Origin of the sequence: Erysipelatoclostridium sp. An173 (assembly GCF_963931465.1) — a bacterium.
Taxonomy (GTDB): Bacteria; Bacillota_I; Bacilli_A; order Erysipelotrichales; family Coprobacillaceae; genus Thomasclavelia; species Thomasclavelia merdavium.
Genome location: NZ_OZ007017.1, coordinates 113,287 through 126,624, shown reverse-complemented (window position 1 = coordinate 126,624; position 13,338 = coordinate 113,287). Strand labels below are relative to the sequence as shown.

At 30.6% G+C, this 13,338-nt stretch carries 12 protein-coding genes; 2 read left to right on the top strand and 10 right to left on the bottom strand.

Annotation, left to right across the window (positions count from 1 at the left end):
• Positions 1 to 123: 123 nt before the first annotated feature.
• Positions 124 to 1,068: an L-lactate dehydrogenase gene (locus ABGT36_RS00590; protein WP_087302551.1), complete on the top strand. Its 945-nt coding sequence runs from the start codon at positions 124 to 126 to the stop codon at positions 1,066 to 1,068.
• A gap of 122 nt (positions 1,069 to 1,190) precedes the next feature.
• Positions 1,191 to 3,212 carry a lysozyme inhibitor LprI family protein gene (locus ABGT36_RS00585; RefSeq protein ID WP_346676400.1) on the top strand — a complete coding sequence of 674 codons (2,022 nt, stop codon included), beginning with the start codon at positions 1,191 to 1,193 and terminating at the stop codon, positions 3,210 to 3,212.
• Positions 3,213 to 3,248: 36 nt separating this feature from the next.
• On the opposite strand, the gene ABGT36_RS00580 is transcribed toward ABGT36_RS00585, so the two are convergent.
• The 10 genes from ABGT36_RS00580 to leuC all read right to left on the bottom strand — a co-directional run bounded on the left by ABGT36_RS00580 (position 3,249) and on the right by leuC (position 13,301).
• Positions 3,249 to 3,662 carry a peptide deformylase gene (locus ABGT36_RS00580; RefSeq protein WP_346676399.1) on the bottom strand — a complete coding sequence of 138 codons (414 nt, stop codon included), beginning with the start codon at positions 3,660 to 3,662 and terminating at the stop codon, positions 3,249 to 3,251.
• Positions 3,663 to 3,689: 27 nt separating this feature from the next.
• Positions 3,690 to 4,019 (bottom strand): hypothetical protein, encoded by a 330-nt coding sequence (locus ABGT36_RS00575; RefSeq protein WP_087302545.1) that lies wholly within the window; start codon positions 4,017 to 4,019, stop codon positions 3,690 to 3,692.
• Positions 4,020 to 4,258: 239 nt separating this feature from the next.
• On the bottom strand, positions 4,259 to 4,813 hold the full coding sequence (locus ABGT36_RS00570) for an accessory gene regulator B family protein (protein WP_346676398.1): 555 nt from the start codon (positions 4,811 to 4,813) through the stop codon (positions 4,259 to 4,261).
• A gap of 101 nt (positions 4,814 to 4,914) precedes the next feature.
• Entirely contained in the window at positions 4,915 to 6,174 is a 1,260-nt protein-coding gene (locus ABGT36_RS00565; RefSeq protein ID WP_346676397.1) for a GHKL domain-containing protein, read from the bottom strand.
• The gene (locus ABGT36_RS00560; protein ID WP_346676396.1) at positions 6,171 to 6,857 is read right to left on the bottom strand and encodes a LytTR family DNA-binding domain-containing protein; all 687 of its coding nucleotides are present in this window, start codon (positions 6,855 to 6,857) and stop codon (positions 6,171 to 6,173) included. The genes ABGT36_RS00565 and ABGT36_RS00560 overlap by 4 nt, the downstream gene beginning before the upstream one ends.
• A 215-nt stretch (positions 6,858 to 7,072) precedes the next feature.
• Complete coding sequence (ilvB, locus tag ABGT36_RS00555; protein ID WP_087302537.1) at positions 7,073 to 8,752, bottom strand: biosynthetic-type acetolactate synthase large subunit; 1,680 nt, start codon at positions 8,750 to 8,752, stop codon at positions 7,073 to 7,075.
• A 19-nt stretch (positions 8,753 to 8,771) separates the two neighbouring features.
• The gene (gene ilvD / locus ABGT36_RS00550; RefSeq protein ID WP_087374290.1) at positions 8,772 to 10,448 is read right to left on the bottom strand and encodes a dihydroxy-acid dehydratase; all 1,677 of its coding nucleotides are present in this window, start codon (positions 10,446 to 10,448) and stop codon (positions 8,772 to 8,774) included.
• 13 nt (positions 10,449 to 10,461) lie between these two features.
• Positions 10,462 to 11,544 carry a 3-isopropylmalate dehydrogenase gene (gene leuB, locus ABGT36_RS00545; protein WP_087374291.1) on the bottom strand — a complete coding sequence of 361 codons (1,083 nt, stop codon included), beginning with the start codon at positions 11,542 to 11,544 and terminating at the stop codon, positions 10,462 to 10,464.
• Entirely contained in the window at positions 11,545 to 12,027 is a 483-nt protein-coding gene (gene leuD / locus ABGT36_RS00540) for a 3-isopropylmalate dehydratase small subunit (RefSeq protein WP_087302531.1), read from the bottom strand.
• A 2-nt stretch (positions 12,028 to 12,029) separates the two neighbouring features.
• Positions 12,030 to 13,301 carry a 3-isopropylmalate dehydratase large subunit gene (leuC, locus tag ABGT36_RS00535; protein WP_087374293.1) on the bottom strand — a complete coding sequence of 424 codons (1,272 nt, stop codon included), beginning with the start codon at positions 13,299 to 13,301 and terminating at the stop codon, positions 12,030 to 12,032.
• Positions 13,302 to 13,338: the final 37 nt, after the last annotated feature.

Sequence of the window (13,338 nt, the reverse complement as noted above, 5' to 3'; positions counted from 1 at the left end):
CATCGCTAAATAAAAAAACATTGATTCAATCAATAAAAATTAATATACAAAAAAATAAGGGCATTAAATTTGTATTTATTTAAAAAAACGGTATACTAAAAGTAACAAGAGGAGGAAATTATTATGGTAAATATGCAAAAAATTGCAGTAATCGGATGTGGGTTTGTTGGATCAACATCAGCATTTAGTTTAATTCAAACAGGTTTATTTTCAGAAATGGTTTTAATAGATGCAAATAAAGAAAGAGCTGAAGGGGAAGCAATGGATTTAAGTCATGGTAGTGCTTATTTAACACCAATGAAAATCTATGCGGGAACTTATGATGATATTGTTGATGCTGGTATTATTGTTATTACAGCTGGCGCAAATCAAAAACCAAATGAAACTAGATTAGATTTAGTAAAGAAAAATGTTAATATTTTCAAAAGTATAATTCCAGAAATTACTAGTAGAAATTGTGAAGGAATAATTTTAGTAGTTTCTAACCCGGTTGATATTCTAACTGAAGTAACTTTAAAATTATCAGGTTTCCCTGCTAATCGTGTAATTGGATCTGGTACGGTTCTAGATACAGCAAGATTAAAATATGTATTAGGTCGTCATTTACAAGTAGATCCTCGTAATATTCATGCTTATATTATTGGTGAACATGGTGACAGTGAATTAGCTGTTTGGTCTGGAGCTTCTGTTGGTGGTATTCATATTAATCACTTCTGTGAATTAAGAGGACATTTCCAACATGAAGAAGCAATGGAAAGATTAGCTCAAGAAGTTCGTGATAGTGCTTATGAAATCATCGAACGTAAAGGGGCTACTTATTACGGTGTAGCTGTTGCAGTAAAAAGAATTGTTGAAGCTATCGTTAAAGATGAACATGCTGTATTACCTGTATCTAGCTTAATGCAAGGTGAATTTGGTTTAGAGGGATTATGTTTAAGTATTCCAACTGTCGTTGGTCAAAACGGAGTTGAAAAAGTTGTTGATATTCATTTAAATAATGAAGAAAATGAAAAATTACAAGCTAGTGCTAAAGCTTTAAAAGATATTTTAAATAGTTTAGATATTTAGTTTATGAATATTGCCAGAACTTAGTTTCTGGCTTTTTATTTAACAATCTGTATTTTTAAGTGATTATATGGTATATTATTCTTTAGGTTAAATAAGTAATTTCATAGAAAGAAGGCGTTTAAATGAAATGTAAGAAATGTGGATTTGATAATAAAGACGGTGCTCTTTATTGTAGCCAATGTGGTAGTAAAATCGAATCCTCTAAAATTGAAAACATAAAAAAGAATCGTATTTTTATGATTGCCGGAATTGTAGTAGTTGTTATTGCTATTGCTTTAGCTATTTATTTTATTTTCATTAATCAAGAACCTAAAAAAAGTAATTATGACTTAGCTTTAGAAGATGCAGATACTTATATTGAGGATATGGATTATCAAAAAGCTGAAGATGCTTATTTACAAGCTATTGATATTGATCCTAAACAAGTTGAACCATATCAAAAGCTATCAAATCTTTATATGTCTCAAAATGATTATCCTAAAGTTGTTGAAATCTTAAAAAAGGCAGATGAAAACACTGATGATGAAACTATAAAAATAAAATATTCTTTAGCAACTTATGTTCAAGATGTTTTAATTCCTGATATCGGTCAAGTTAGTGAAGGAAATTACAAAGCTAGTTATGTACATATTACTAACCCATACGATACTTTTAAAATTGATAGTATCCATGATTTAGCTGGAGTTTTAACTTCAAGAATTATGGATTTTGATAACGACGATCAAGATGAGCTATTAGTATTAACATTAGATAACCAGGTTGCTGATTTTGATTATACAAGAAATCAAATCACGATTAATATTTATGAAGAAAGTGATGGTAATGTTTCATTAAGCGATAGTTTGACACTAGAACAATTTACACTTGGAATTGGTGATTTAGAAAATACCGGAATTTTCATTCAGGAACACGATGATCAAATTTATATTTGTGGTACTCTTTACGGTCTAATGTATAATTATGGTAATGGTTATAGTCATGAAACATTTATTTTACAATATAAAGAAAACAAACTAGCTAAACAATTATATAAACATGAATCTGCTTCACTTTCAACAGCTCAAGACAATGAAACAGCAGATGCTTTTAAAAACATTGGTCTAACCAGCGATGCTGCTATCGTTAAAGAAACTAATTATGAATACTTTAATTTTACTGATCAAGTTAGTGATGTATTATTAAAAATTACTGGTAAAACTAACTTAGATTCTAATTATCAACAACAAACAGTTAGTAATTTGGAATATAAAATTGAATTAATATTATCTAATAAAAAATCAGTCAATACGAATATTTATCTTCCTATTTTAGAAGCTTATTATAATTCTTGGCAAGATAAATTCGAGACACCAAACGAAACTGAATATCGTGTTCAATTATCTGGCTTACAAGCAAGATATAATGAAAATATGAAGCTATATTATTGTTATCAAGATATTAATCATGATGGTATTTCAGAAATGTTTATCGGTGTTGATATGGGTGCTGGTGAAATTGAAATTTGTGATTTATGGACTTATAACGGATTAAATCTAAAAGCTGCTCCAGAAAGTTTCTTATTTGGTGATCGTAAAAGTATGACTTACTGCAACGAAAACTTAGTTCGTATTCGTACTTATTATGGTGGTGAAGAAACAATAACTTTTAACAAACTTAATTTCTTAGGACAATTAGTAACTTATAAAACTTCTGGGGATGATGAAACTGTTGATTTAGACTGGCAAGAATTAACTGATGATTTATTTAAAAATGAAAATAGCAATAATAAAAATACTGCTAAGAAAAACAACACCAAAGATAAAGCTACATTAAAAGCAGAAATGGATGCTTTAGAACAAGAACTTGAAGCCCAAGATCAACAAGCAATGTCAATGGCTGAAATACGTGAAGCTGCTAGTAATGCTTTAGAACAATGGTCAAACAAAATGAATGAAATCATTGATATTCTAAAAGAACAAATGAATAAAAATGAAATCGAAGCTTTTAATAAAGAACAAGAACAATGGTCTCAAAGTGCTGAAAACCAGGCAACCGAAGCTAGAGAAGAATATGGCTCAGGAACTTTGGGTCCTGTTGAATACTTATCAGTTAAAAGACAACTAACTAGAGATAGAGCTTATGCATTATTAGATCGAATAGATTAAAAGGAGCAAACCCTTGCTCCTTTTATCATGCCATTATTAAATTAGTATACCATTACAATGATCAATTTCATGTTGAATAATCTGAGCTGTAAATCCTTGATAGGTTTTAATTTTCTTTTTGAAATCCTCGTCAAAATAACTTACCTTAATTTTTTCATAACGCTTTGTTTTTTTAACCCCTATATGTGATAAACAGCCTTCTTCAGTTTCATATAATTTACCAGAAAATTTAAGAACTTCAGGATTAATCATTATTATATATTTATTATTATCATTAACAACGATTATTCTTTTATTTGCTCCGATCATATTAGCAGCCATTCCCACACAATGATCGTGGTTAGCTTTAATTGTATCTAAGAGATCTGTAATTACATCTAAATCTTCGTTAGTAGCAATGGCTGATTTTTGACTTAACTGAAACTGGTCTTTTACAATTTCTTTAATCACTCCAGATATCTCCTTTAAAAACATTAATTATTGTGTGGCTACTGCTTCAATTTTAGCCATTGTTTTAGCTACTGATTTTTTTGGAATGGCAGCCGTAAAACCAGTTAAATCATGTTCCTTACCACCTACTACACTACCAGTTCCACCCTGAACCCAGCCAGAAATACATAATACATTATCACTAAACTCAAATTTAATATAATGCATAGCTGTCATAAGACCAGTTCCCATCTTCCAGACCATTTCATCATTATAATTGATTAATTTATAGCCATCGTTTGCTAGAATGTTTCTTATCTGTTCATCGATAATAGCTGGATCACGACTACATTCAACAATTTTAACCGTTCTTGACATAAATACCTACACCCCTTTTGTTAATATACTTCTTTAATAAGTATATCATTTATTATATTTTAAATAAAATAAAAATGATAAATGATGTACACTCATTTACCATTTTTTATAACCCATATAATTTAACTCTATTATAATTACCCATTTTTATAATCTTTATTCAATTGTTATTTAATTTTTATTTAGTTCTTCTTTTTGGTTTATAAATACCACATGGTGAATAATTATTTTCGTATTTTTTAGCGATTTTTTTCACCATGTTGCAAACCTTTTCTTTTGTCATTGTATTTTTTCACCTCCATACTTACCCCAGTCATAAAAATAGTAAAACCTATTAAGTATGAAATCATGGATTTTGGATAGCTAATAACTATTAATAGTAAATATACAATAAACAATAATTGGCTTCTAAAAATATTTTTCTTTAGTAAACTAGATTTCTGAAAGAAAAATGCTTTAGCGGCATATAACATCAAAATAATCAAAATATAAATATTTAAATGTTCATAAACTAACATGCATAATATATAAGCACTTGTGGTAATTATCATACATTTAATAAAACTATCTGCATGGTATCCATCCACCAATGTTCTTAAAGAAACCATTATAACTAGAAAAACAATAGTTTCTAATAATTTCCCCAACAGTAAACCGATAGTGAATATAATAATTAATAATATACTTTGTGTAATAACCAACTCTATCCCAAAACGTATTTCATCAAATTCATCATCAGTTACTAGCTTACCCTCTAACAGATAGCTTGTTATTTTACTACTTATATTTTCCATGATTTCACCTGCTTAAATTATATTACAATTTTCGACATTATTTAATAATAAGAGATTGAACGGTAGGTTTTTAGGATTCAACGGTTATTTTATGGTTATTTTTATTCACTAATTATAATTCTAAACGATACTAAATTTTGATTATATTTATAATTAATCATTCCACCTAGTGAAGAAACAATTTCTTTAATAATCATCATACCATTACCATGACCTTTACCTTTAGTAGTTATAAAATTTGGTTCTTTATTAGTCGAATTACTAATTTCAATTAATAACATGTCATTTTTACTTATTATTTTAATCGTTACCGTTTTATCATTAGTATCTCTAGCTGCCGCAACAGCATTATCAATCAAATTAAACAATAAACTACTTAATTTATTTTCAGGAATATTAATCACCTTTTTTACCATTAAATTTGTTTCAAAATTTATATCAGGATTCAAATTAATCTTAAAATTAATAATTGAATCAATCACACTATTACCACTAAAAACTACCTGTTTAATCTCTTTTAAATTTTCATTTAATTTAGTTAAATATTTTTTAGCCTCTAGCGAATCATTATTTACTAGCCCATTTAATACATTTAAATGATTACTAAAATCATGTTTAAATTTATTTAATTCCAATTGTTCATGACTTAAATCCTCTAGATACCGTTTAGTTATACTATAAGAATTCTCCAATAATTCTAATTTCCCTTTTTCAATAAAATTTTCTGATGAAGAAATTATAAAATAATTTACCAAAATCAATAATATTGCCATTAAAATAATTATAGCAGTTATATATATATCTATTACTTTTGATAAAATCCCATTTAGCAATAAAATAATAATTAATTCTATAATATTAATTAAAGTGTATAATAAAATATTTATAGTAGGTAATGTTTCAAATATATATTCTTTATTTTTTAAGATAGAAAAACTAACAAAAATCGAATATAAATTTACACATACAGCAACTATACATCTGCCATTTCCTTTAATCACACTTAAGTAATCTGAAAAATGATAAATCATACCAATCGAAACTAAAATACTACAACTTATCGAAAAAACATTATAATAAAGAACTGTTATTAACAAATTACTTAACTTATACTGATTAGTGATAAGACCGCAATAGATGAAGTCTGTTGCCATACAAATAAGATTACCAATGATAAACCAGCTTGCAAAATCAGCGGTAGAATATGTAACAATATTTACAACAATGGCATAAATTATTGCTGAAATCATTAATTTGACTGTATTTTGTTTTCTAACATTAGGAATCACTAAAGAAATTATAAACGTTAAGCCAATAACATACATTAAAGAATAAATATACTCAATTAAAAAATTAATCATATTCTTTCCATCACTTTCATTATTAATTCAAAAACATATTCTTTCTTCCTACGACTTACTTCTATTTCTTCGCCAGTATGATTTAATGTTATGATGTTGCCTTTCATTTTACAGACATTATCGATATTAATGATTTGATTTTTATTTACTTGGATAAATTGAATTGGTAAAAGGGGGAATATTTCTTTTAAAGGGACATATCCAATATCTTCTTTTCCATCTATTAAATGAACTATAACATGTTTTTGAAGATACTCAATATATAAAACATTCATAGGATTAAAGTAATACATTTCTTTTTTAGTAATAATTTTTATCTTTTGATTTTGACGTACTAACTTGAATGTTTCTTTTAAAACACGATTTATTTCTTCCTCTAGTTGATTTTTAAAGATATATCCAGCAACATTAATTCCAAAAGCTTCAGCCATACGATCTTTAATACTAGTTATAAAGATTATTATTATATTATCAAAGCGTAACTGTTTCGATAGAGCAATACCATCTATTTGTGGCATATCAATATCCAAGAATAATATATCGTAATGTTTAGTACGGTTAATAAAATCAATGGGTTTGGTATATTTGTCTATTGTACATGTTTCTAATAATTTGTTTTCGTGAATTAATTTTTCTATTTTATTGCAATAATAAATTTCATCATCTAAAATTGCTATTTTCATTTCATGTCTCCTCATCATTTTATAAATTATAATGATTATTAATAAACAATAATTGTACTGTAAAAAAGACATTTATAAAATTAACTGACAATTGCTTTTATAATAGCTCAATTTATTTAAAAGTTAAATATGATTTGTCGAAAACGTACTAAACTAACTAAGAATGTATTTAAGAAAAAAAGTACTTCAGAATATTTATCTGAAGCACTTAATAATTATTTATTTTTCAAATCAGATGCATCGAATGCTTTAGCAATTGGTGCTCCTGGAGCAACCATTGGGAATACTTTATCATCTTGATCTATAATACATTCAATTACTACTGGTCCATTATATTCCATTGCTTCTTTAATAGCTGGAGCAACTTCTTCTTTAGTAGTAACTTTAATAGCTTTGCATCCCAATCCTTCAGCAACTTTGCAAAAATCAACTTTATCAGTAAGGATAGTATTTGAATAACGTTTTCCATAGAATAAAGTTTGCCATTGACGAACCATTCCTAATACATGATTATTCATAACTACTTGAATAACTGGGATATTATAACGACTTAAAGTTGCTAATTCGTTCATATTCATTCTAAAGCAGCCATCACCTGCGATGTTGAATACTGTTTTATCAGGATTTCCTAACTTAGCTCCCATAGCGGCACCTAATCCAAATCCCATAGTTCCAGCACCACCTGAAGAAATAAATTGACGTGGTCTTCTAAAACGATAATATTGAGCAGCCCACATTTGATGTTGACCAACATCTGTACAAATGATAGCTTCGCTATTAGTTAAGTAATCAATTTGTTCAATTACATAAGGACCTGTCAACCCATTATCATCATAGCTTAATGGATACTGTTCTTTTAGATCTCTGATTTCTTTTAACCATTGTGGATGACTTTGTCTTGTCAATTTAGCATTTAATTCAGTTAATACGCTTTTAGCATCCCCAACAATTCCTAAATCAACAACTACATTTTTATTGATTTCAGCAGCATCAACATCAATGTGAATAATTTTAGCATTTTTAGCAAAAGACGCTGTATCACCAGTAACTCGATCAGAGAAACGAGCTCCTACTACAATTAGTAAATCACATTTGCTGACACCAAAGTTTGATGTTTTAGTTCCATGCATTCCTAACATACCAGTATAACGAGGTCTAGTAGTATCAAATGCACCTTTACCCATTAATGAATCAGTAACTGGAGCATCGATTTTTTCGGCAAATTCTTTGACTTGTGCAGCAGCACCGCTAGTAATTACACCACCACCAACAAAAATGTATGGTTTTTCACTTTCTTCAATCATTTTGATTGCTTGATCTAATTCTTGATTACCATAAGTATATTTACGTGGCTCAATTTTTTCTGGTACTTGTGGTTCAAAATCAATTGTAGCCGCTGTAACATCTTTAGTAATATCTACTAATACTGGCCCAGGTCGACCTTCTTTAGCAATTTGAAATGCTTTTCTAATTGTTGGTGCTAAATCTTTAATATTTTTAACAATAAAATTATGTTTAGTTATCGGTATTGTCACACCAGTAATATCAATTTCCTGAAAACTATCACGACCTAGTAGAGATACGGCAACGTTAGCTGTAATTGCTACTACTGGTGAAGAATCCATATATGCCGTAGCAATTCCAGTAACTAAATTTGTAGCTCCAGGTCCTGAAGTTGCTAAACACACTCCAACTTTACCAGTTGCACGGGCATAACCATCAGCAGCATGGGCCGCCCCTTGTTCATGGGAAGTTAGAATATGATTAATTCTATCTTTATATTCATATAACGCATCATATACATTTAAAATTGTTCCCCCTGGATAACCGAAAACTGTATCTACACCTTGTTCGATTAAACATTCAGCAACAATTTGCGAACCTGTCAATAACATTATCCTATCCTCCTTATCTCTACTTAGTTGGTTTTACTTCTAGAACAGCACCACGATCAGCTGAAGTAACCATTGAAGCATATCTTACTAAATATCCTTTAGTAATTTTTGGTTCTCTAGGTTGCCATTTAGCTTTACGTTTAGCTAATTCTTCATCACTTAAACGAACATTGATAGAATGTTCTAAAATATCTATATCAATGATATCTCCTTCTTCTACTAAGGCAATTGGACCACCTGATGCAGCTTCTGGTGAAACATGACCAATTGAAGCACCACGAGTAGCTCCAGAGAAACGACCATCAGTAATTAAAGCAACATCTTTATCTAAGCCCATTCCCGCAATTTCACTTGTTGGTGAAAGCATTTCTCGCATTCCCGGTCCACCTTTTGGCCCTTCATAACGAATTACAACAACATCACCTTTTACAATTTTTCCAGCTCTAATTGCTGCAATAGCATCATCTTCACTATCAAAAACACGTGCTGGTCCACTATGAACCATCATTTCTTTAGCTACTGCTGATTGTTTTACAACAGCACCATTTGGTGCAATATTTCCTTTTAAAACTGCAATTCCACCATAAGGTGAATATGGATTTTCCACTGGACGAATTATTTCTGGATTTAAATTAACACATCCTTCAATATTTTCACCAACAGTTTTTCCAGTAACAGTCATAATATCAGTATGCAATAAACCTAATTTGTTGATTTCATTCATTACCGCATAAACACCACCAGCATCATTTAAATCTTCCATAAATGTATCACCAGCAGGTGCTAAATGGCATAAATTAGGTGTTTTCTTACTAATTTCATTAGCAATTTCTAAATTCAATTCTACTCCTGCTTCATGAGCGATTGCTGGTAAGTGAAGCATTGAGTTTGTTGAACATCCAAGTGCCATATCAATTGTTAAAGCATTATAAAAAGCTTCTTTAGTCATGATATCACGTGGTCTAATATTCTTTTTAATACATTCCATTACCTGCATTCCAGCGTGTTTAGCTAAACGAATTCTTTCAGAGAAAACAGCAGGAATTGTTCCATTCCCTTTTAAGCCCATTCCTAAAACTTCTGTTAAACAGTTCATTGAATTAGCCGTATACATTCCTGAACATGATCCACATGTTGGACAAGCTTTTTGTTCAATTTCATGTAATTTTTCTTCACTAATTGTACCAGCATTAAACTGTCCTACTGCTTCAAACAATGAAGATAAGCAAGTTTGTTTACCATCAACTCTTCGTCCAGCAAGCATTGGACCTCCTGATACAAAGACAGTAGGAATATTTAAACGAGCCGCAGCCATTAATAACCCAGGCACGTTTTTATCACAGTTTGGTATCATAACTAAACCATCAAATTGATGAGCCATTGCTAAAGCTTCAGTACTATCTGCGATTAATTCACGAGTCACTAATGAATATTTCATCCCCGTATGATTCATTGCGATTCCATCACAAACAGCAATAGCTGGAATCTCAACTGGTACCCCACCAGCTAAATACACTCCTTTTTTAACTGCTTCAGCAATTTTATCAAGATTCATATGCCCAGGTACAATTTCATTATATGAATTTACTACCCCAATTAATGGACGTTGTAATTCTTCATCAGTATATCCTAAAGCATTGAATAATGAACGATGTGGTGCTCTTTCACTTCCACTTTTTACATTATCACTACGCATTTAAATTCCCCCTTTAAATATTGGCAACGATTAAGTTACCCATTTCTTCTGTTCCAACTAATGTCTTTCCTTCAGACATAATATCACTAGTACGATATCCTTGTTTTAAGACTTTTTCAATCGCCATTTCTATTGCATCAGCTTCCTTGTCTAAATCAAAAGAATAACGAAGCATCATCGCTGCTGATAAAATAGTAGCAATCGGATTAGCTAAATCTTTACCAGCAATATCTGGGGCACTGCCATGACTAGGTTCGTACATTCCAAATTTATCTTCTCTAAGTGAAGCACTTGATAACATACCAATTGATCCAGTTACCATACTTGCTTCATCACTTAAAATATCACCAAACATATTTTCAGTTAAGATAACATCAAATTGTTTAGGATCTTTGACCAACTGCATTGCGCAGTTATCAACTAACATATTTTCTAAAGTTACTTCTGGATAATCTTTAGCTACTTCTCCAACTACCTTACGCCATAATCTTGAAGTATCTAAAACATTAGCTTTATCAACACTAGTAACTTTTTTATTTCTTTTCATTGCAATATCGAATGCTCTTTTAGCAATTCTTCTAATTTCAGTTTCGCTATAACTCATTGAATCACGCGCTACTAGTTCTCCATTTTCATCTTCAGTCGAACGTTTACCAAAATATAAACCACCTGTTAGTTCACGCATGATCATCATATCAAAACCACCAGCAGTTAATTCTTCTTTTAATGGACAAGCTCCTTTTAGCTCATCATATAAAATAGCTGGTCTTAAATTAGCAAATAATCCTAATTCTTTACGAATTTTTAATAATCCTGCTTCAGGACGTAGATTAGGTTCTAATTTATACCATGGTGATGTATTAGTATCACCACCGATTGATCCTAATAATACGCTATCGCTATCTTTAGCAATTTGTAATGCTTCATCAGTTAAAGGAACCCCATATTCATCAATTGAAGCACCACCCATTAAAATATTAGTGTAATTAAATTTATGATTATATTTATTAGCAATGGCATCTAAAACTTTAATTGCTTCATTTACAATTTCTGGTCCAATCCCATCACCTTTGATTACCGCAATATTCTTTTCCATTTATTTACCTCTTTTTGCATTAACGTAATTAACCAAACCATCAGCTGCAATCATTTTTTGTAAAAATTCAGGGAATGGCTGACTTTGATAAGACTTTCCTTTAGTAACATTTGTTATAACTCCGCTACCAAAATCTACAGTTACTTCATCCCCTTGTTCAATACCATCTACAGCCTCGGGACATTCCATAATTGGAAAACCAATATTAATTGAATTACGATAAAAGATTCGAGCAAAACTTTTAGCAATAATACATTTTACACCAGCTGTTTTTAAACAAAGTGGAGCATGTTCTCTTGATGAACCGCAACCAAAATTTTGTCCAGCAACAATAATATCACCTTGTTCAACTGTGTTTGCAAAATCAGGATCAATATCAACCATTGCGTGAGTTGCTAATTCTTTAGCATCAAATGAATTTAGATATCGCGCTGGAATAATTACATCAGTATCAACGTTATCACCATATTTATATATTTTCATTATTACTCACCCACCTTTTCTGGATTTGCGATATATCCAGCAATCGCACTTGCTGCTGCTACTTCTGGTGAAGCCAAATAAATTAAAGCTTCTGTATCACCCATTCTTCCTACGAAGTTACGATTTGTTGTAGAGACACACTTTTCACCTTTAGCCATAACTCCCATATGACCACCCATACATGGCCCACAGCTAGGAGTATTAAAAGCACATCCAGCTTCTACAAAAATTTCTGCTAAACCTTCAACAATACATTGTAAAAAGATTTTTTGTGTAGCTGGAACAACCATAACTCGAACGTTTTTAGCAACCTTTTTACCTTTTAATATCGCTGCTGCTTTTCTTAAATCACTAATTCGTCCATTAGTACATGAACCAATTACTACTTGATCAATATAAATTGGTTCCATAGTTTCGATTTCATCAATTGTATGCCCATTTCCAGGTAAATGTGGAAATGCGACTGTTGGACGAACTTTACTTAAATCTATTTCAATGACCTTTTCATAAGGCGCATCTGGATCAGCTTCATAAATTTTATATTCTTTTTTTGAATGTTCTTTCATATAAGCAATTGTTTGATCATCAACTGGGAAAATACCATTTTTAGCCCCAGCTTCAATAGCCATATTACAAATTGTAAAACGATCATCCATTGTTAAATATTGAATACCGTCACCAACAAATTCCATTGATTTATATAAAGCCCCATCAACACCAATTTCATTAATTATATGCAAAATAATATCTTTACCACTGACGTATTTAGTTGGTTTACCAGTTAAAACAAATTTAATTGCTTCTGGTACTTTAAACCATAACTCACCAGTTGCCATTCCAGTAGCAATATCAGTAGTTCCAACTCCAGTTGAAAAAGCACCTAAAGCCCCATATGAACAAGTATGAGAATCAGCTCCAATAATACACTCACCAGCGACAACAATTCCCATTTCTGGTAAAATAGCATGTTCTACCCCACATTTTCCTTGTTCCATATGGTATGTTAATTCTTGTTCATTAGAAAAATCTAAAATAGCTTTAGAGTTTTCAGCTGATTTAATATCTTTATTAGGTGTAAAGTGATCTGGCACTAATACAACCTTATCTTTATCAAATACTTTATCAGCCATTTGTCTAAAAATTGGTAATGCCATCGGCCCAGTAATATCATTAGCCATAACCACATCCAATTTTGCTTCTATCAATTGACCGGCCACAACTGAATCCATACCAGCATGATCAGCCAATATTTTTTGCGTCATTGTCATTGCCATTATTTATATCCCCCTTATTTATTACCTTTGTAGGTTG

Excerpts from the sequence above, each read along its gene's own strand:
- ABGT36_RS00590 (WP_087302551.1), top strand. The coding sequence starts at position 124 with ATGGTAAATATGCAAAAAATTGCAGTAATCGGATGTGGGTTTGTTGGA.
- ABGT36_RS00585 (WP_346676400.1), top strand. The coding sequence starts at position 1,191 with ATGAAATGTAAGAAATGTGGATTTGATAATAAAGACGGTGCTCTTTAT.
- ABGT36_RS00575 (WP_087302545.1), bottom strand. The coding sequence starts at position 4,019 with ATGTCAAGAACGGTTAAAATTGTTGAATGTAGTCGTGATCCAGCTATT.
- ABGT36_RS00570 (WP_346676398.1), bottom strand. The coding sequence starts at position 4,813 with ATGGAAAATATAAGTAGTAAAATAACAAGCTATCTGTTAGAGGGTAAG.
- ABGT36_RS00565 (WP_346676397.1), bottom strand. The coding sequence starts at position 6,174 with ATGATTAATTTTTTAATTGAGTATATTTATTCTTTAATGTATGTTATT.
- ABGT36_RS00560 (WP_346676396.1), bottom strand. The coding sequence starts at position 6,857 with ATGAAAATAGCAATTTTAGATGATGAAATTTATTATTGCAATAAAATA.
- ilvB (WP_087302537.1), bottom strand. The coding sequence starts at position 8,752 with ATGTTATTGACAGGTTCGCAAATTGTTGCTGAATGTTTAATCGAACAA.
- ilvD (WP_087374290.1), bottom strand. The coding sequence starts at position 10,448 with ATGCGTAGTGATAATGTAAAAAGTGGAAGTGAAAGAGCACCACATCGT.
- leuB (WP_087374291.1), bottom strand. The coding sequence starts at position 11,544 with ATGGAAAAGAATATTGCGGTAATCAAAGGTGATGGGATTGGACCAGAA.
- leuD (WP_087302531.1), bottom strand. The coding sequence starts at position 12,027 with ATGAAAATATATAAATATGGTGATAACGTTGATACTGATGTAATTATT.
- leuC (WP_087374293.1), bottom strand. The coding sequence starts at position 13,301 with ATGGCAATGACAATGACGCAAAAAATATTGGCTGATCATGCTGGTATG.